The following is an 18,642-nucleotide window of genomic DNA, read 5'->3' on the forward strand; positions in this document are numbered from 1 at the left end:
ATCTTTAGCATTTTTTTAATTATTTTCTGGATTGTCACACTTCTTGCAATCGCTTGCCATGACGTACCAACGGTAAATAGCTCTATTTTTTAATAATATCTACATAGTAGATTAGTTTATTAGTTTTTAAAACATTATCGTCACGCTGTAATATTACATTACCAAGTAGAATCAGTTGTTTATTATCGCAAAAATATTTAGCACTGTCTGCAAGTAATAATTCATTATTTATTTTTCTTTCTACAGTCAATTTAGTAGGGACAACTATATGATCAATAGTTTGCTTTTCATCTATTGTTTTATAAAAAATATATAATTCTTTCGTTCTAAGTATCACATTATCGAAGTAAACAATAACATTTCCAAGATATGCTGCTTTTTGTTTGGTTCTATCAATAATTAAACTATCAGATGTGATATGTAAATTTGAAATATTTTTATCATTAGCATATATTATATTACTAATTATAAGAAGTAAAACAAGTTTAATAATAGACATCTTTCCAAACTTCGCTTCTAGAGGTAATTTTTAGACATCAAATCGGTACTCGTATCCTCAAGTACTTCTTTGTACGCTGCGGTGCTACATTCCATGTCTCCTTTAAATTCCTCTCTATAAGCTGGTTTGGCAAGATGTCTAATCCGATAAATCGATGATTGTAGAGACATTGCCTTTAAAAATTATAATATTATTTTCATCTTTTGTATTAAAACTATCCGAAGTAATTGAAGAGTTTTTGTAAAGTAACGTAGCAGGGGAATGACCGGTTATATTCTTATTTACTAAATCAATCCTTGCATCGTTAGTGTTAAATATGATCTCATCAAAAAAAAGTTTTACATCGTTTTTTAAATCTAATATGCTTGATTCTTCATCTAAAAAGCCTTCTTTCGCATTGATAATAAGAGTTTGGTCTTGATTTACGTTATAAATAGCATTTATTATATCTAATTTATATTTGTTATTCGACTCTTTTATAGCTCGTTCAGTTTTAATCTTATACGCATTTAAATTTTTACTTACTCCTTCAAAAATTGAATCTTTCAATATAATATTATACTTTAAATCAAACTTTTTATTGTCTTTTAAACTTTTTTTTGTAACGTTAATATCGTTTTTTTCATTAATATAACCGCTTTTAATTAATATATACCCTATATATAAAATTCCAACTGTTATTAAAAGATATACAGATTTCCAAATTTTTTTTCGCCGTTTATAAGAAGAGGGCATAGATTTTAGCTAACCCCTATGCGTAGTAAATCATGAATATGAATAATGCCTATAATAATATTATCATCAACAATCGGTATATTAGTGATATTCTTGGCTTTCATTAAATTTAAAGCCTCTTTTGCAAATATTTCCGATGAGATATGAATAGGGTTTTTGGTCATAATGCTTGATGCTGTTTTTAAGTGGATTTGATCGTTAATATGACGACGTAAATCCCCATCGGTTATAATTCCCACCAAATTTTGGTTTTTATCTGTTACAAGCGTACAACCTAAACGTTTTTTATTCATAATAATTATAGTTTTGGCAAAGGAAGTATCTTCATATACTAAAGGTATTTCATCACCGCTACGCATTAGGTTTTTAATTTTTGTTAAATTAGCGCCGATTGTACCTCCCGGATGATAAATTTTAAAATCATCTTTAGTAAAGCCTCGTTTTTCATGTATAACAGTCATTAAAGCATCACCGAGTGATAGCATGATTAAAGATGATATAGTAGGAACTCCAATTACAGAAGCTTCCTGGTATTCAGGTACTATTAATAAAAAATCGCTTCTTTTAGCTAAAGTAGAATTTTTATTCATTGTCATTGCAGCAATTTTTATGGAAGAGTTCTTGCAATATTCAATTATATTAAATAGTTCTTTAGTTTCGCCGGAATTAGATAACATAATTACTATATCATTTCTCGTCACCATACCTAAATCGCCGTGACTTGCTTCTGCCGGATGTAAATAAAAAGCAGGCATACCGGTTGAAGAAAAGCTAGCAGCGATTTTTCTTGCAATATAACCGCTTTTGCCTATGCCGGTTAGGATTATCCGTCCTTTGAAAGATAGTAAAAATTCTATAATTCTGTTAAAGTCTTCAGGGATATTTTCGGATAATTTTTCTAAAGCACTTGCTTCACTAGAAATAACCCTCTTTGCGATGATTCGGTAATTATTTGTGTTGGTCATTTATTTACTCATTGTCATACCGTGGCTTGTCCACGGTATCCAACAAATTATTAGTATTATGAGCTATTTTTGTGGATACCCGAACCGTCATTGCGAGCAGCCGTAGGCTGCACGGCAATCTCATGAAATAATAACAAACTCCTGAGATTGCTTCGTCAATTACTTCGTAATTTCCTCGCAATGACGATTAAGCTTCATATCAATTAAAATACTTACGTTCTGTAATTACTTCAGCAATTTCAGCATTATTATCTTCATTCCAAGCGCGTTTTTTACTAGAATCATGTCGCTGCTCAGGTTCTGAATTGTCCTTAGTATTATTAACACTAGTTTTTGGCTTTGTATTATTTGAAAATTTATCTTTATCGGCATTTTTAATAGTTAATTTTGCTTTGCCTTTATTATCAAAGCCTATTAGCTTAACTTTTACTATATCGCCTTGTTTTAAAACACTGCTAACCGTTTCTATTCTTTCTCCTGATACTTCACTAATATGAACAAAGCCGTCTTTATTACCTACATAATTAATAAAAGCACCGGAATCTAAGACTTTCACTACCGTACCGTTAAATATTTCACCGATTTCAGGTTCAACGACAATAGCTTTAATTTTATCTAAGGCAACTTTTAGCTTATCTCTATCTGAAGCATAAACAGACACCGTACCGTCATCGCTTATATCTATTTTAGCACCGCTAGTTTCACAAATTTCCTTTATTACTTTACCTCCCGGTCCTATAATATCTCTAATTTTATCCTTATCTATTTTTATAGTAGTAGTAGAAGGAGCATTTTTACTTAGTTCGTTATTTGGTTTACTGATAACTTTATTCATTTGCTCCAGTATATGTAAACGACCGAGTCGTGCTTGCTCTAAAGCTACTTTCATTATTTTAAAATCTACTCCGGATATTTTGATATCCATTTGTAATGCAGTAATCCCTTCGCCAGTTCCTGCAACCTTAAAGTCCATATCACCGAAATAATCTTCATCGCCGAGAATATCCGATAATACGGCAAAATTTTTACCTTCCTTAACAAGTCCCATAGCAATACCCGCAACCGGTGCTTTTATCGGTACGCCGGCATACATTAAAGCAAGAGAACTACCGCAAACAGTTGCCATTGAAGAAGAACCGTTAGATTCCGTAGTTTCGGCAACTACTCTAATAGAATAAGGAAATTGTACTTTATTAGGTAATATTGGATTAATAGCACGCCATGCGAGTTTACCGTGTCCGACTTCACGACGACTAGGTGCTTTCATTGGCATTGCTTCATTTACAGAGTAGGGCGGAAAGATATAATTGAGCATAAAACGCTCTTTATACTCACCCTCTAAACTGTCAACTATCTGCTCATCTAAACTAGTACCGAATGTAGTACTAACTAAGCTTTGCGTTTCACCTCTAGTAAATAAAGCTGAACCATGTGCGGAAGGTAGTAAACCTATTTCACAAGCAATTTGTCTTATATCCGTGGTACTTCTTCCATCGATACGTCTATTTTTTTCTAAAATCTCGTTACGTAATATACCTGATTCAATAGCTTTTAAAGCTGATTCGATTTGATAATGACTATATTTTTTATTTTCTATGTCGCTTACAAAATGTGTAAAAACTTTTTCAGTTATTAAATCTAAATTAGTGCTACGTTCTTGTTTAGATTTCATTGCAAAAGCTTGTTCAATTTCTTTTACAAATAACTTCTCAATTTCTTTCTTTAATGAAGCAGGATATAAAGCTTGCATTTCAAGTTTTGGTTTTTTAGCTTCTTCTGCTAGTTCTTTAATTATCTTTATTACCGGCTGAAAGCTTTCAAATCCAAATTTTACAGCTTCTAACATTTGTTCTTCAGAAAGTAAATGAGCTTCTGATTCAACCATCATTACTGAATCTGATGTTCCTGCAACTACTAAATCAAGCTGACTTGTTTTTAATAATGCAAGTGTCGGATTTAAAACAAATTCACCATTGATTAAACCTACTTTACTTGCCGCAACTATTTCTAGATAAGGAGCAGGGGATAGGCTAAGTGCAGCCGATGCACCGATAATTGCAAGTATATCTACCGGAGTTTCAGGATCATATGAAAGAACACTGCAAGTGACATGCGTTTCATTCACAAAAGCCGGATGAAATAATGGTCTAATCGGTCTATCTATTAAACGAGATACTAAAACTTCTCTATCTGATGGTTTTCCCTCATGTTTAAAAAATCCCCCTGGTATCTTACCGGCAGCATATGCCATTTCTCTATAATTAATTGTTAAAGGAAGAAAACCTATGCCCTCTTTTGCTTTGTTAGCTACTACTGCCGTACATAATAAAACGGAATTACCCATTTTTACCGTAACTGCCCCGTCAGCTTGCCTTGCTATTTTACCTGTACTAAGCTCAAGAACTTGCCCGTTCCATGTAACACTCTTAGTTATTTCGTTAAACATCTATTTATCTCATCTCATAATTTATATTTTATTGTATTCTACCACGTCATTGCGAGGAAACTTACGAAGTAATTCGACGAAGCAATCTCAGGATATTTGACGAGATTGCCACGCATCCTACGGCTGCTCGCAATGACGATTATCCAACTACTTAATCTTTCTAATTCCTAGCTTACTTATTAAATCTAAATACTTGCTAACATTATTCTTTTTAATATAGTTAAGTAATCTGCGGCGGCGCCCGACTAAAATTAATAATCCGCGTCTTGAAGTATGATCTTTATGGTTAGATTTAAAATGCTCGGTTAAATTATTGATTCTTTCAGTTAAGATAGCACATTGCACTGCACTTGAACCGGTATCATTTTCCGTTATAGCATATTCTTTAATTAATTGTTGTTTACGTTCTGTAGTAATCGACATCGATCATTTCTCCTTAAATATATAGACTTCCAGTTTTAAAAGAAGTCTTGTGTTAAATTAAATACTCGTAAAGAATTAAAGCAACTTTTGTTTAAGCTACCTATTGCAAGCAAAGTGCCTTTATAGCGAACCCACAAAAGATCAATAGACATCTTACCAAACTCTACTTCTAGAGGTAATTTGTACGTCAATCCGGTACTCGCATCCTCACGTACTAAAGTGTACGCTGTGGTGCTGCGTTCCGTGTTTCCTTTAAATTCCTCTCTATAAGCAAATTTGGCAAGATGTCTAAAGTCTTTTTCATAATTAAATAAACATTTCTGTCCATATTTAATTTGCTGTGCTTGGCTGTCAGTTGCATCAAGAACCAGGATGTCGTCCAGTATTGCTTCTATCTTTATACTTTTTGCCTCTAGGGCATTTTTGGTAATTTCGTCAGGCGATTTAATTCGGATAGCATTTTCTTCTTTAAATATTCCAACCTGAGTACGGCGTAATTCTATCACAAATCCTAAACTTTGCAAGGACAATGCCAAATCTTCTGCTAAAGTCCTTATATAAGTACCTTTTGAGCATTCCGTATAGTATGTAGCGGTAGCATTTTTCTCATCAAAATTTAAACATTTTAGATCATAAATAGTTATATTTCGTGGCTTTAATTCTACTTTTTTTTCCTCTCTAGCCAATTTATAAGCTCTTACACCGTTAACTTTAAGAGCTGAAAAAGCCGGCGGTATTTGTGTTACGCTACCGATAAATTTAGAACATACGGCATAAGCTTCTTCTTGAGAAGGGACACAATCTTTCGTTGCTATTACTTTACCAGCACAATCGCCGCTATTGGTTTGCATTCCGAATTTTACGGTAAAAATATAGGTTTTTCTAGCATCAATGAGCAGACGTATCAGTTTTGTAGCTTCACCTACGGCAAACGGTAATATTCCTTCCGCTTCTACGTCTAAAGTACCGGCATGTCCTATCTTGGTTTTACCGAGTATTTTTTTTACTATGCTAACAAGTTGAGCAGAACTTATACCTCTTGGTTTATAAATATTTAACCAATAATTACTCATTTTAATGTGATTTTAACTTGACTTAAATTTAGACAATCTTTAATATATAACTCTAGCCAATAGCAAGATAGGTTAGACCAAATAATGACGATTAACCCCAGTAATATAGAAAATTCTTCCTCTAAAATCAATAGCTATTTTTCTAAACTTACCGATTATATCTGGCCTATAAAACGCCATGAAGTTTCTAAATTTTTATTCATCACTTTATTAATGTTCTGTATTTTATTTATCCAAAATCTAATCAGAGCTTTAAAAGATAGTATTGTTACTACTATGATCGGTGCCGAGATTATCTCGTTTTTGAAGTTTTGGGGAGTGATGCCGTCAGCTTTTTTAATAACTGCTATATATGTAAAGCTTGTTAATAAGATGAAAGCAGAAAATATATTTTATCTTATTATATCAATATTTTTAACATTCTTTGCTCTTTTTGCTTACGTTATTTTTCCAAATCATGAAATGCTGCATTTCAGTCCTGCAACCGTTCAAAATTTAACGGCAAGTTTACCTAATTTAAAATGGTTTATATTGCTTTTATCAAAATGGAGTTTTTCGTTATTTTATATAATAGCCGAATTATGGCCAAACGTAGTTTTCGCATTACTTTTTTGGCAGTTTGTTAATAATATTACTACAGTAGAAGAATCTAAAAGATTTTATCCGTTATTCGGTTTACTTAGTCAAACAGGTATTTATTTAGCAGGGCAGTTTTTAGAAAATCTAAGTAATATTAATGATTACGTAACTAATAAATTTGCATTGCAATCGTCTTTTCATACACTTTCTATACAAATTATACTAACTATAGTATTAATTTTAGGAATAATAGCTATTAAAACTTTTTGGTTGCTTAATCATAAAGTACTAGACAAAGAGCATATGGCGTTACTCAGATTTAAAGCAAAGAAAAAATCTATGACTATTGCCGAAAGTTTTCAGATGCTTCTATCGTCAAGACATATTAGATTAATTGCAACTTTGCTTATCTGCTATGGCATTGCCATTAATTTAGTAGAAGGTCCTTGGAAAGCAGCAGCTACTAAAATTTATAAAACTCCAACCGAATATGCAGCTTTTATAGGAAGTTATTTGAGCTATACCGGAGTATTTACTATTTTATTTGTCGTACTTGGTTCAAATATAGTTAGAAGACTTGGCTGGTTTACGGCGGCTGTTATCACCCCTTTAATAGTTTTTATTACCGGTATATTATTTTTTGCCGTTAATAATTTTGAAAGATTTGCCGGCTTAATAATAGTAAATTTTATTCTAACCGATCCTGCTTTAATTGCTATAACAATAGGTGCTATTCAAAATGTGCTTAGTAAATCAAGCAAATATACCTTATTTGATTCAACAAAAGAAATGGCCTATGTTCCTTTAGATCCGGAAATAAAAATAAAAGGCAAAGCTGCTGCCGACGTGATAGGTACAAAACTCGGTAAATCTGGTAGTGCATTTTTACAATCATTGGTATTTATAATATTACCTTCCGCTAGTTATCAATCTATTTCCATCTGTTTAATGATTATATTTATAATTACTTGCTTAACCTGGCTTTGGGCAACTAAAGCACTCAATAAAGAATATAAAAATTCTATTAAATTTTCTCAATAATATTAGTTTTGTCTTGATATTACTAAAATCTCTATATACTATCTTTGACAGTATAACTCAAACTGTGAAAAAAGGATATGTTATGTCATTCCCGCAGAGGCGGGAATCCAGAAAAAAACGAAATAAATCGAGCTTTTAATTTAAAAATCTAGTGTGCTTAGACTTTTTAGTGACTGGATACCCGCCTACGCGGGAATGACATAAGAGGGTAAAGATCAATATAACAACATCGACTTGACTACGCATCACTTACAGTTTATGCTAATTAATTTTTGGTTAAATGAGAGGTTTTATGAGTAAAGACGGTAACCTAGATACAAGTGAATTTGATCCTTTAGCAAATAAGGAATATACAGAAGAACAAAAGCAAACATTAGAACAAGAGCAAAAAGAATTTTTATCTCAAACTACAACCCCAGAACTAGAAGCTGACGATGGTTTTATCGTTACTTCTGAATCTTCTGCTCAATCTACCCCTTCAATGAGTGCTTTATCGGGCAATATCTCTCCTGACAGTCAGACATCAGACCCAATAACCAAGGCTGTAAGAGAAACAATTATACAACCGCAAAAAGATAATTTAATAGAACAAATATTAAAAGACCTGGCAGCCCTTACAGACCGTGATTTAGCTGAACAAAAAAGAAAAGAAATAGAAGAAGAAAAAGAAAAAGATAAAACATTAAGTACTTTTTTCGGTAATCCGGCTAATAGAGAATTTATTGATAAGGCTTTAGAAAAGCCTGAGCTTAAAAAGAAATTAGAATCAATAGAAATAGCCGGCTATAAAAATGTGCATAATACATTTAGCGCCGCTAGTGGATACCCTGGTGGATTTAAACCGGTACAGTGGGAAAATCACGTAAGTGCAAGCGATCTTAGAGCAACAGTAGTTAAAAATGATGCAGGTGATGAACTCTGTACCTTAAATGAAACAACTGTTAAAACTAAGCCTTTTACTTTAGCTAAACAAGACGGTACTCAGGTTCAGATCAGCTCATATAGGGAAATAGATTTTCCTATAAAACTTGATCAAGCCGATGGGTCAATGCATTTATCGATGGTAGCATTAAAAGCTGATGGCACAAAGCCCTCCAAAGATAAAGCCGTATATTTCACTGCCCACTACGAAGAAGGACCAAACGGTAAGCCTCAACTTAAAGAAATAAGCTCACCAAAACCTTTAAAATTTGCCGGAACCGGAGATGACGCAATAGCTTATATAGAGCATGGTGGAGAAATTTATACACTTGCGGTAACACGCGGTAAATATAAAGAAATGATGAAGGAGGTGGAACTGAACCAAGGGCAGAGCGTTGATTTATCGCAAGCTGAAGATATTATAATAGGACAAGGACAAAGTAAGGAACAACCGCTAATAACTCCACAGCAAACAACAAGTTCATCGGTTGAACCACCTCAGTATAAACAACAAGTACCACCAATTACTCCTACTAACCAACCACTGCAACCTGAGACTTCACAAATGCCACAGTCGCAACACGTGAATCCAAATCTTCTTAATGCAGCTACGGCTTTATCAGGCAGCATGCAATATTTATTAAATTATGTAAATGCAGGTTTAACAAAAGAAATTGATAGCAACCAACAAATTGATTTAATTAAAGAAGCAGCCACGGTAATTCTTAATAATGAGAAAAGTGATATTGCTGAAAAGCAGGCTAATATCATTGCTTTCGCTGAAAATACGGTCAATAATAAAAACCTCAAACCGGATGCAAAAGTAGCTGGAGTCAATGCAGTATTAGAAACCATAAAAAATGATCAGAATACCCCAGACCTAGAAAAATCAAAAATGCTTGAAGCTACAGTAGCTATCGTTTTAAATTCAGAGAATCTTGAGCCGAAGCAAAAACAGCAGGTGTTAGACAAGGCAGTAGATGTCGGTTTAAGTCTTAAAGATGATGCAAGTAGAGCTGCAGCAATTGACGGTATTAAGGATGTTGTAATAAAAAGTAACCTTTCTACTGTAATGCTTATAGCAGTAGGTGATAAGGTTAATGTCTCTGAATTAAGCAATGCGGAAAAACAAAAATTATTAGGTTCTGTATTAAAGAAAGGTGTAGAAGCCCAAGTTCTCAGTCCGGCACAACAACAATTGATGCAGCAGCATTTAGATAAGATTATGGCAGAACAAACTAAAAAAGATACAATAAAAAAAGTAAATGATATTTTGTTTGATCCTCTAAGTAATACTGAATTAAAAACAACAAACATACAAGCCATTATATCTAATGTTTTAGATGGTCCGGCTACAGCAGTAGTCAAAGGCGAAATAATTCAAGAAATTACTAACACAGTTGCAGGAAGCTCGCTTGAAGCTCAAGACAAAGCAACGATTGTTAAAGGGGTAGGCGAGACTATAGCTACTCATAGTGATACCTCTTTATCCTTACCTAATAAAGCACTTATTATGGCATCAGCGGAAAAAGGTATTGCAGAAAGTCAGACCACTTTACCTGATAGAGAGCTAATGACTAAAGGGTTAGTAGACGGTATTTATGAAGGCAAAGGAGGTCCTGAAATAACTAAGGCAGTTTCTAGCGGGATCGATAATAGTAATATTAATGACTCTGAGAAAGAGGCACTTAAAAAAGCTAAAGATGCAGCGAGTGAGACAGCTTTAGATAGAGACACTCAAAATTTAACTGAAGGGTTAAAAGGACAGAATATAGAAGAACACAAGCCTCACGATGATATATATAACAAAGCTCGAGAAGTAATTAACGCTGTTAATCCTGTTATAGAAGCATTAGAAAAATCTAAAGAACCGGTAGTGTCGGCAGAAGCAAGAATTGTACAAGAAACTTCTAGTATATTAAATAATATCTCTAAGCTTGCAGTTGAGAAAGTCAATAATTTTCGTGCTATGCTTTCTCCAAATGGTAACCTTAAAACTCTTGAAGAAAAAAAAGAGGAATCAATAAAAAAAGTAGATGAGCTGGTAAAGGCATTTGGTACTAAATCTTCTACTGCAGAACAGCAAAGTTTCATTAAAACTAATTTAATTGATGATAAAACTTTATCTAAAGAGGTACGTTTACAAACTATAGATAAGTTATTACAAGAACAAAAACGAGCAGAAGCAATTGAAAACCCTAGTGTTAAAACGGAAGATGTAAGGGTAGTATCAGGAAAGTCTCAATTAAAACCTATAAGTAAAGATAATCCAGATATTGAAAAAGCTAAAATGGTAGTAGGAAGAGATAGAGTTAATATCAAAGGGAATATAAAAATTATGGGAGCATTAATGAATGCAAGAGATATCATTCAGTCGGAAAATTTAAATAAATCAACACCTATTAAAAGAGAGTCTTCCCCTCCACAACGCTGATCAAGATTTGTATTCTGTATATTATCAAGGCAAGCAATGTTATTCCCGCTTCTGCGAGGATGACATAAATTATATCACAACGTAATCAGGATGGCAGCTTGCCGTTATGCATTAGTTTTTAGTTTTTCTTTCCAGCTAAACATTTTACTAAATTATTAACGGCTTGTTGTTCTTCTGTGCTATTAATTTTCATAAAATTTCTTGAAACTTCAATACACATACGTTGATGTTGAGTATGTACGGGCTGCGGTTTATTAGCTTCTTCTAAACCTTCAAAGAAATAATCAATATTCCTATCTAAAGCTTCTGCAATTAGTACTAACCTTCCTACAGAAATTCTATTAATTGCTTTTTCATATTTTTGTAATTGTTGATGCGTAACATCAATTACTTCAGCCAGTTGTTGACGAGACAACCCCTTAGCGAGTCTTAAAGAATAAATTTTCTTGCCGATAAAACTATCGATTTTTTGTATAATATCGTTTTTTCTACCCATTATCCTCTCCTTGGTTACTAATTATATCTATATTTAAAAATTTTCTTTGAACAAAAATGATATTATCCTATATTATTATAAAACATGTGGTTATTAATAATTTAATACCGTTAAACTTATCCAAGTGTAAGTAGAAATGATACCATAAATTAATATTATAAGCAACTACAAAATAACATTTTTTAAGTTTTTTGTAATCATTTGGTAAATAATTATTAATAGAATAAAATTATTTCTTATCAAATAAAAATATCATAAGAACTTTAAAATTATTTGTAAAATATGAATACCTTATGTTTTAAAAACTTATTTACTGAAGCATAAATTAACAATTTATAAAAAATTTTTGGTGCATTATAGAAAAATATAAAATTAATGCAAGGAAAAAATTTCATTTCTATATTAATATTTCAAATCAAGGATAAAGTATAGTTTCATTTTAATTATAAATTAATTATTTACAGCGAACTTATTTAAGATTAAATATAAAATTAATAATAACAACTTAGCTTTTATAATGAGAAAAATTTGTAATTGTCTTTACGTAGCCTTATTTAGAACAATAGAAGATGATGGCGTTGAACATTCGGGATATATGTCATTCATGATACTTTTATCTATTTTCCCTTTCCTAGTATTCTTATTAGCTTTAACAAGCTTTTTAGGAGCTTCAGAACTTGGTCAAAATTTTATACAAATTTTTCTAGAGAGTCTTCCAGAACAAGCAATGGAATCAATAGAAAAAAGAATACGCGAATTACTAAGTGCTCCTCCTCAAAGTTTAATGAATCTTGCCATAGTAGGCAGTATTTGGACTGCTTCTTCTTTTGTAGAATGTTTAAGGACTATTTTAAATCGTGTATATCAAATAAAATCTCCACCCCCTTATATAAGAAGAAGATTACTTAGTATTATACAGTTTCTTATAATTAGTGCCTTGATTACCTTTACTATGTTTCTTTTAGTGGTGATTCCAATATTATTTACAAAAATTCCGATAATATTAGAGACCATTGAAAAATATAAGATCATTTTAAATTTTATAAGATATTTTTTAATTTTAATTTTATTATTTTTAGGTGCCTCATCTTTGTATTATATATTACCTAATGTAAAACTAAATTTTATTGATGTATTTCCAGGGGCTTTATTAACTGTGATATTATGGATAATAAGCGGCTATTTGCTTTCAACTTATATAGTCTACTATAATCAATTAAATCTAATGTATGGTTCACTTGGTAGTATAATAGTTACATTAATATTCTTTTATATTATAAATATGATATTTATCTATGGTGCGGAATTTAATTATCTAATGAAAAATTATGAAAATATAGAGTGAAGTGCAGCTTAAAGCACTTCATCAGAAAAATAAAATACTGAATTGAAACAATTTTCGGCAGTTTTATATTTAATATTTTATATCAATCTTTATTTTAGTTGTAAAAAACAATTATTGTTTAGTTTTTAGGTTTTGTGAACAAAATACAAATTATTTAAAAAAATCCGGTTTAAATAACATAAAGCTCGCCTGAGATGATGTCGGTAATGGAGTTAAATTATATTGTGGATCGAAAGCATTTCCGTAAATTTTTTCTATTGTTTGGAGCGAACTTGGAGATTTCAAAGCCAACAATATTGACTTTAAAATAGTAAAAATTGCTATATATGGATCGGTTTCGGGGGAAGATAAGCGATGTTCTAAACGTTTGGGAAAAGCATTTGGAGTTCGTACGGCTACGCTTCTATTATTTCCACCGTACGATATATGCGTAGGAGCCATAAATTTTTTATTTATCCGTGAATAATCTAGAGTAGTAGGCATAAAAGCGAGTAGGGTGTCTAACATATAGTGACATAGCCCTTGTGCTGCTAAAATTATATAATAATCATTGAACTCGGAATGAAAATTAATATGAAAATGCATACTATTACCATAATCATCCAAAAACGGCTTAGGCGAAAAATCTATATAACCGTTTAACTGCTGTGCCATTTTTTTTAAAATAGTTTTAACCTCTAATATATTTTTTATATATTGTATTAAGTTTACAGAAGGGGGGAGATCTATTTCAAATTGGTTATTGCCTTTTTCTTTTTTTATTTTAGCAATTTTAAATCTAGCTAAGTATTTTCTTGAAAGTATTTCAAATTTAGCTATATCAATATTGTGGCTTAAATAAAACTCTATTTCTACGCCAATAATAGGGATTAGGTTATAGTCTTGATGAAATTGTGCTATTATTTTTTCTAGCTGTTTATTTTTTTGTAAACGACCGGATAAAGTATTAATAAAACTATTATAATTAATATGGGATATTTTCATGGAAGGATTAATAAACGGATCAGTTTATTATAAAATTTTTGATAAAACATTCAATAATTCTAGTCATAGATATATAAAAAAAAATAACTCTATAAATGAAACAGAAATAGTTGAAAACAAAAAATCTATTACTACTTATTTTAAAGCACAAGATATTTTAATTTTAAACCAAGTACATGGCAATCAAATTGTTAATGCTGACGAGTCCATAATTGCCGTACCTGAAGCAGATGGCAGCATTACAACTAAGAAAAATTTAGTATTAGCGGTACAATCAGCAGATTGTGTACCGGTATTACTTGCAAGCGGCGACGGTAAAATAATCGGAGCGGCACATGCAGGTTGGAAAGGAAGTATAAATAATATTATTAGTAATATAGTTACTAAAATAACAGAAAAAGGAGCAAAGAATTTAATAGCAGTGATAGGTCCTGCCATAGCTCAAAGTTCATATGAAGTTGATGATGAATATTATAAAGCTTTCTTAAGTAAGGATATTAACAATAAACAGTTTTTTATAAACTCTATAAAAGAAAATCATTATATGTTTGATTTACCGGCTTTTGTAGAGTTAAAACTTAAAGAAGCAGGCGTCAAAGATATAAAAAATATTGCTGAAGATACTTACACAAATCCGTTAAAATATCCAAGTAAAAGACGCTCATATCATTTGCAAGAACCTTATAATCAGAATATATTATCAGCTATCGTAATGAAATAATGGCATTGCTAAATAAATATTGATGGTTTGAAAAAGCTACACCATTGCAAGGAGGCGTTGTTGCATGGACACTGAGTCATCATTGTGAGCAGCCGTAGGCTGCGTGGCAATCTAGAAAATAATTAAAAAATTCTGTAAATTAGAATTTTTTACTGGATTGCTTCATCAATTACTTTGTAATTTCCTTGTAATGACGGGAAAACCGGTCTACGCAACAATGCTCGCTCGCAATAACGATATCTATCTTTATTTAGCAATGCAAAAATCACTCTTCATTTATCGGAGTATATTAATGAATCAAGATAAACCTTACTATCAAATAGTTTATGCACCAAACGATATTTTTAAAAAACAAGCAGAATATATAGACATTGTTGATGACAATATTCGTACTATTGTCGATACAATGCTTCAGAATTTACATATAGAAAGGGCAGTGGGCTTGGGTGCTAATATGGTAGGAATATTAAAGCGTATAGCGGTAGTTGACCTACATGAAAATAATAAATCATCGCCTATAGTTTTTATTAATCCGGACATAACTTATTTTTCAGAAGAAACACAAACTTTTATTTAGGATTCTTTATCGTTTCCAGGCATTGAAGCATCTATTACACGATCAAAAGCAATCAAGCTAAAATATCTTGATTATAACGGTAATAAGCAAGAACTAGCAGCAGAAGGCTTTTTAGCAACTGTAATTCAGCATGAAATAGATTATTTAAACGGCAAAACTTTCTTAGATTATTCATCAAAACTTAAGCGTGATACACTACTTAAAAAGATGCTAAAGCATATAAAACTCCATCCTCCACATATTCACGATAGCGGTTGTAGGCATTAGACATTGTCTCAAACTGCGCTTCTAGAGGTAATTTATACATCAAGCCTAGACTCGTATCCTCACATACTACATGAGGGTAAGAAGTAAAAAATGGTCTCTTTTGTTTTAGATTCTTCAATTACTTTATCATGGCTTATGCCTGATGAAGTAGCAAGCTTGGATATACTAGATAAAACCATAACAGAAGGAGCAATTGTCCCTGCTATTTGGGGGCTTGAGATTGGAAATGTATTATTATGTGCAGAGCGTGCAAAACGTCTTACTGCAAATCAACGTCACCAAGCAATTTATACTTTAAAGGATCTTTACATCAAATTTAAAGGATCTTTACATCAAAATTGATCAAATAACATTGGAACATATATGGTTTGAGACAATGGATTTAGCCGTACAATATGGATTAACACTTTATGATGCTAGTATTTAGAGCTAGTATTACGCTGTGGGTTACCAATAGCAACACTTGATAAATCCTTAAAACAAGCAAGTAAAGCCGCTTGGGTCGTAGTATTGTGATCACATCTTCACAAGTCGTAGCCAAGCTGCCCAGTCACGTTTGCCTAAATCTTCTTCAAACGATAATAAGTCTTTTACCGTCTGCTTACATATTTCTACGGAAGGGATTATAAGCTCTTGTTCTTTTGTAGAATTTAGTAGGCATTGCGTTTTACAAGCTTGTTCTAAATGGTAAGTATAAAACATAGCTTCATGAATAGTTTTTCCGCAGGTAATAGCACCGTGATTACGAAGTAACATCACATAATTCTGTTTAAGGTCAGTAACAAGTCTACTACTCTGTTTGTCGGCATCTAGTACTAGAGAATTATAATTATGATATGATATTCTGTCGTAAAAATGTAATGCCCATTGACTGATCGGTAAAAGCCCGCATTTTAAAGCAGAAACGGCAATAGCTGCAGGAGTATGATAATGAAAAATAGAGAAATATCAGGGCGTGTTTTATAAATACTACCATGAATAAAGTAACCGGTTTTATTATATTGATATTCTTCTCCTTCTAAAATTTGTCCGTCTAAACTAACTTTTAAAAGATTCTCTGTAGTTACTTCTTCAAATCTTAGTCCAAAAGGATAAATATAGTAAAAAACGGCATTTTTAGGTCTTGCGGATAGATGCGTATAAGTATGATCATCCAGCGATAAATACGCCATTATTCGGTAAGCGGCAGCTAAATTATATTTTATATCCATAATTGTTAAAATCTATATTGGTTTTATGTTATTCTCGCGTGATGTTGTTGCGTGAATCAGCTGTCCAATCTGAGCTACGGAAATTGCATAGCAATTGATGAAGCAATCTCAGAAGTCTGTTATTATTTTATGAGATTGCCACGCAAGTACTACAACTGCTGGCAATGATTGGGTAATATCTACACAACAAGGCCACACAGGAATGACATAGGAGCTGTGCAACAAATCCTCAACTCTATTTAAAAGGAGCGTATACCGCTTCTTCCTTTGTTTCTATAATCGCTTCTTTAGGAGCTTTTATGCATTCTTGTAAGGATTTCTTACCTAAATACGGTACTAGATTATAATTTAATATATAACATTGTAAATTATCTTTCTTACCGCTAAAGTTAAATTCAATTTTATTGCCTTGCTCCAATAGCTTTTTCACTTCTATTGTTTGCTGGATAAAATTCTTTTGTTCTAAGTTTAAGTGTTTGATTCTTAGTATATTTTTTACTACGGAAAACGTAGAAACAGCAAGAAGCAGAAAGCATATAAATAACTCTTTATTACTTTGCTTGTGTAAGAAAATACTATTTTTAACATACGAAGCTGCAATCATTCCGATAGCTATAACATAACAGCCAAGATATCTAAGTAACGATGCCCCTCTAATTGCCTCTTCATAACTAAAGTTAAAGAAATATAAATATAACCGCCACAAAGCAAAAATTATAAAACACGCAAACGTACTTATCAGGAAAAATTTATATTCTTTCAGCAAATCCGGTTTATATTTACGAATTCCGTACCATGCAGCTATACAAATAGTATATACAACTAAACTTCCTTCTTTTAATAAGAATAACAAGAGAAATTTACCGTAATTTAGTAATAATGATCTATGCTGTTCATTAAAATTTTCAGCAATATATACTAAATTGCTAAAACTATGTTCGCATCTGTCAAAAAAATCATGGGTGTTTTTAAAATAACTCATCCAAATAAAATTACACAAAATAGGTAAAGTAAGTAAAATCAGATACGTAATATAATCACTTGATTTCTTAGGCTTTTTATAAAAAATTGTATAATGAGCTATAAGAATTATCGAAGCAAAACTAGCAAGCCATGTTCCAATTTCTCGGAAAGAGGCAAGTAATATCGTAATAGGTAAAATAAGCAATAATGCTTTTTTCTTGTCTTCCGCAAGGATATAAATTGCAAAAATAGCTCCGAACATTAAGCCAATAGTACTATCGTTATATATTGAACGAATTCCGGTCGTATATAATACTACGCCGCAAAGTAAAAGTGAAAACAACATTCCGGTTTGCCACAATTTCTTATTTGCAGCTAAAGGAGCTAGAAATGCTAAATGTAATAAGAAATGAGCAAATAATACGTTACCGTCCGAATAACCTGAAAGTAGCAGCATAAAATAATGATAAACGGCAGCTCCTCTTGGATAATGGGCATGAGTAGTAATAATGGAAGTTAACGAAGACTGATTTTCAAAAACACCGAAATATAATAATTCTTTAGTAAATATTCCCCAATGTGAGAAATCATCATAAGAATGCAGCGATGCATCTCTGGTATAAAGAAAAAACAAAAGAATCAATAAAGTAAATACAATGATTTCAATTATATTTTTTCTAGATTCCTGCTTCCACAGAAATGACATGAAGGAGGTATTATTGCGTAGATCAAGAAATGCGTGCGGTGTCATACCGTGGCTTGACCACGGTATCCAAAAATATAACTTAAAAATACTAAACATTTTTAACTGGATCCCGCGATCAAGTCGCGGGATGAAAGGAGCGGAGCCACCCCCTACAACAACGCCTATAAAATGCAGGAATGACATGCAAGCTAAAAATATACCGATGAAATAATATATATATGTTGTAGCCGGTAATAGCTTTAACATAGCAAAACAA

The 18,642-nt window shown here is 32.1% G+C and carries 15 protein-coding genes and 4 pseudogenes; 7 read left to right on the plus strand and 12 right to left on the minus strand.

From position 1 onward, the window contains the following. Positions 1-82: 82 nt before the first annotated feature. The 7 genes and pseudogenes from BTU51_RS03805 to truB all read right to left on the minus strand — a co-directional run bounded on the left by BTU51_RS03805 (position 83) and on the right by truB (position 6,141). Entirely contained in the window at positions 83-499 is a 417-nt protein-coding gene (locus tag BTU51_RS03805) for an LptA/OstA family protein (RefSeq protein ID WP_012150849.1), read from the minus strand. Next, positions 491-642: pseudogene (locus tag BTU51_RS09240) on the minus strand (palindromic element RPE1 domain-containing protein); the annotation flags it as partial. The gene BTU51_RS03805 and the pseudogene BTU51_RS09240, both read right to left, overlap by 9 nt. Beyond that, positions 638-1,234, minus strand: a complete 597-nt coding sequence (lptC, locus tag BTU51_RS03810) for an LPS export ABC transporter periplasmic protein LptC (protein WP_012150850.1) — start codon at positions 1,232-1,234, stop codon at positions 638-640. The gene lptC and the pseudogene BTU51_RS09240, both read right to left, overlap by 5 nt. A 5-nt stretch (positions 1,235-1,239) precedes the next feature. Then, positions 1,240-2,199 (minus strand): KpsF/GutQ family sugar-phosphate isomerase, encoded by a 960-nt coding sequence (locus BTU51_RS03815; protein ID WP_012150851.1) that lies wholly within the window; start codon positions 2,197-2,199, stop codon positions 1,240-1,242. A gap of 199 nt (positions 2,200-2,398) precedes the next feature. Beyond that, positions 2,399-4,645, minus strand: coding sequence for a polyribonucleotide nucleotidyltransferase (gene pnp, locus BTU51_RS03820; protein ID WP_012150853.1), 2,247 nt, complete (start codon positions 4,643-4,645; stop codon positions 2,399-2,401). Between the two features lie 147 nt (positions 4,646-4,792). Next, positions 4,793-5,068 carry a 30S ribosomal protein S15 gene (gene rpsO, locus BTU51_RS03825; RefSeq protein WP_004995678.1) on the minus strand — a complete coding sequence of 92 codons (276 nt, stop codon included), beginning with the start codon at positions 5,066-5,068 and terminating at the stop codon, positions 4,793-4,795. A gap of 35 nt (positions 5,069-5,103) precedes the next feature. Next, on the minus strand, positions 5,104-6,141 hold the full coding sequence (gene truB, locus BTU51_RS03830) for a tRNA pseudouridine(55) synthase TruB (protein ID WP_012150854.1): 1,038 nt from the start codon (positions 6,139-6,141) through the stop codon (positions 5,104-5,106). Positions 6,142-6,225: 84 nt separating this feature from the next. On the opposite strand from truB, the gene tlc4 reads away from it, so the two are divergent. Together tlc4 and BTU51_RS03840 are read left to right on the plus strand one after the other, a co-directional pair. After that, the gene (tlc4, locus tag BTU51_RS03835) at positions 6,226-7,761 is read left to right on the plus strand and encodes an NTP/NDP exchange transporter Tlc4 (RefSeq protein ID WP_012150855.1); all 1,536 of its coding nucleotides are present in this window, start codon (positions 6,226-6,228) and stop codon (positions 7,759-7,761) included. 292 nt (positions 7,762-8,053) lie between these two features. Then, a complete protein-coding gene (locus BTU51_RS03840) occupies positions 8,054-11,116 on the plus strand; it encodes a Sca4 family spreading effector (protein WP_012150856.1) in 3,063 nt (1,020 codons plus the stop codon). Positions 11,117-11,234: 118 nt separating this feature from the next. Here the strand turns inward: BTU51_RS03840 and BTU51_RS03845 are convergent, their stop codons facing one another. Then, positions 11,235-11,612 carry a helix-turn-helix domain-containing protein gene (locus BTU51_RS03845; RefSeq protein WP_010977292.1) on the minus strand — a complete coding sequence of 126 codons (378 nt, stop codon included), beginning with the start codon at positions 11,610-11,612 and terminating at the stop codon, positions 11,235-11,237. 517 nt (positions 11,613-12,129) lie between these two features. On the opposite strand from BTU51_RS03845, the gene BTU51_RS03850 reads away from it, so the two are divergent. Then, on the plus strand, positions 12,130-12,957 hold the full coding sequence (locus BTU51_RS03850; RefSeq protein WP_012150857.1) for a YihY/virulence factor BrkB family protein: 828 nt from the start codon (positions 12,130-12,132) through the stop codon (positions 12,955-12,957). A 150-nt stretch (positions 12,958-13,107) separates the two neighbouring features. On the opposite strand, the gene BTU51_RS03855 is transcribed toward BTU51_RS03850, so the two are convergent. Beyond that, positions 13,108-13,941, minus strand: a complete 834-nt coding sequence (locus tag BTU51_RS03855; protein WP_012150858.1) for a type I glutamate--ammonia ligase — start codon at positions 13,939-13,941, stop codon at positions 13,108-13,110. Between BTU51_RS03855 and pgeF the strand changes: the two genes are divergently transcribed. The 3 genes and pseudogenes from pgeF (at position 13,940) to def (ending at position 15,506) form a co-directional block, all read left to right on the plus strand. Beyond that, positions 13,940-14,662: a peptidoglycan editing factor PgeF gene (pgeF, locus tag BTU51_RS03860; RefSeq protein ID WP_012150859.1), complete on the plus strand. Its 723-nt coding sequence runs from the start codon at positions 13,940-13,942 to the stop codon at positions 14,660-14,662. The two genes, BTU51_RS03855 and pgeF, sit on opposite strands and share 2 nt — an antisense overlap. 101 nt (positions 14,663-14,763) lie before the next feature. Next, positions 14,764-14,846, plus strand: a pseudogene (locus BTU51_RS09965) (lytic transglycosylase domain-containing protein); the annotation flags it as partial. Between the two features lie 108 nt (positions 14,847-14,954). Further along, positions 14,955-15,506, plus strand: a pseudogene (gene def / locus BTU51_RS08190) (peptide deformylase). Here def and BTU51_RS10170 read toward each other — a convergent pair. Then, positions 15,439-15,624 carry a hypothetical protein gene (locus tag BTU51_RS10170; RefSeq protein ID WP_012262403.1) on the minus strand — a complete coding sequence of 62 codons (186 nt, stop codon included), beginning with the start codon at positions 15,622-15,624 and terminating at the stop codon, positions 15,439-15,441. The pseudogene def and the gene BTU51_RS10170 overlap by 68 nt on opposite strands. On the opposite strand from BTU51_RS10170, the gene BTU51_RS09245 reads away from it, so the two are divergent. After that, on the plus strand, positions 15,597-15,848 hold the full coding sequence (locus tag BTU51_RS09245) for a type II toxin-antitoxin system VapC family toxin (RefSeq protein WP_014362477.1): 252 nt from the start codon (positions 15,597-15,599) through the stop codon (positions 15,846-15,848). The genes BTU51_RS10170 and BTU51_RS09245 overlap by 28 nt on opposite strands. 174 nt (positions 15,849-16,022) lie before the next feature. Here the strand turns inward: BTU51_RS09245 and BTU51_RS03885 are convergent. Continuing rightward, positions 16,023-16,717 (minus strand): annotated as a pseudogene (locus BTU51_RS03885) (class II aldolase/adducin family protein). Between the two features lie 235 nt (positions 16,718-16,952). After that, positions 16,953-18,632, minus strand: a complete 1,680-nt coding sequence (locus tag BTU51_RS03890; protein WP_012150862.1) for a hypothetical protein — start codon at positions 18,630-18,632, stop codon at positions 16,953-16,955. Positions 18,633-18,642 lie beyond the last annotated feature (10 nt).

The organism is Rickettsia rickettsii (assembly GCF_001951015.1).
In the GTDB taxonomy this organism is placed as follows: domain Bacteria; phylum Pseudomonadota; class Alphaproteobacteria; order Rickettsiales; family Rickettsiaceae; genus Rickettsia; species Rickettsia rickettsii.

What these genes read in the sequence shown, in the direction of transcription:
- BTU51_RS03850 (WP_012150857.1), top strand. Translation starts at nt 12,130, where the DNA reads ATGAGAAAAATTTGTAATTGTCTTTACGTAGCCTTATTTAGAACAATA.
- BTU51_RS03840 (WP_012150856.1), top strand. Translation starts at nt 8,054, where the DNA reads ATGAGTAAAGACGGTAACCTAGATACAAGTGAATTTGATCCTTTAGCA.
- BTU51_RS03855 (WP_012150858.1), bottom strand. Translation starts at nt 13,941, where the DNA reads ATGAAAATATCCCATATTAATTATAATAGTTTTATTAATACTTTATCC.
- BTU51_RS03805 (WP_012150849.1), bottom strand. Translation starts at nt 499, where the DNA reads ATGTCTATTATTAAACTTGTTTTACTTCTTATAATTAGTAATATAATA.
- BTU51_RS09245 (WP_014362477.1), top strand. Translation starts at nt 15,597, where the DNA reads ATGGTCTCTTTTGTTTTAGATTCTTCAATTACTTTATCATGGCTTATG.
- BTU51_RS03815 (WP_012150851.1), bottom strand. Translation starts at nt 2,199, where the DNA reads ATGACCAACACAAATAATTACCGAATCATCGCAAAGAGGGTTATTTCT.
- pgeF (WP_012150859.1), top strand. Translation starts at nt 13,940, where the DNA reads ATGGAAGGATTAATAAACGGATCAGTTTATTATAAAATTTTTGATAAA.
- BTU51_RS03845 (WP_010977292.1), bottom strand. Translation starts at nt 11,612, where the DNA reads ATGGGTAGAAAAAACGATATTATACAAAAAATCGATAGTTTTATCGGC.
- BTU51_RS03890 (WP_012150862.1), bottom strand. Translation starts at nt 18,632, where the DNA reads ATGTTAAAGCTATTACCGGCTACAACATATATATATTATTTCATCGGT.
- pnp (WP_012150853.1), bottom strand. Translation starts at nt 4,645, where the DNA reads ATGTTTAACGAAATAACTAAGAGTGTTACATGGAACGGGCAAGTTCTT.
- lptC (WP_012150850.1), bottom strand. Translation starts at nt 1,234, where the DNA reads ATGCCCTCTTCTTATAAACGGCGAAAAAAAATTTGGAAATCTGTATAT.
- rpsO (WP_004995678.1), bottom strand. Translation starts at nt 5,068, where the DNA reads ATGTCGATTACTACAGAACGTAAACAACAATTAATTAAAGAATATGCT.
- tlc4 (WP_012150855.1), top strand. Translation starts at nt 6,226, where the DNA reads ATGACGATTAACCCCAGTAATATAGAAAATTCTTCCTCTAAAATCAAT.
- truB (WP_012150854.1), bottom strand. Translation starts at nt 6,141, where the DNA reads ATGAGTAATTATTGGTTAAATATTTATAAACCAAGAGGTATAAGTTCT.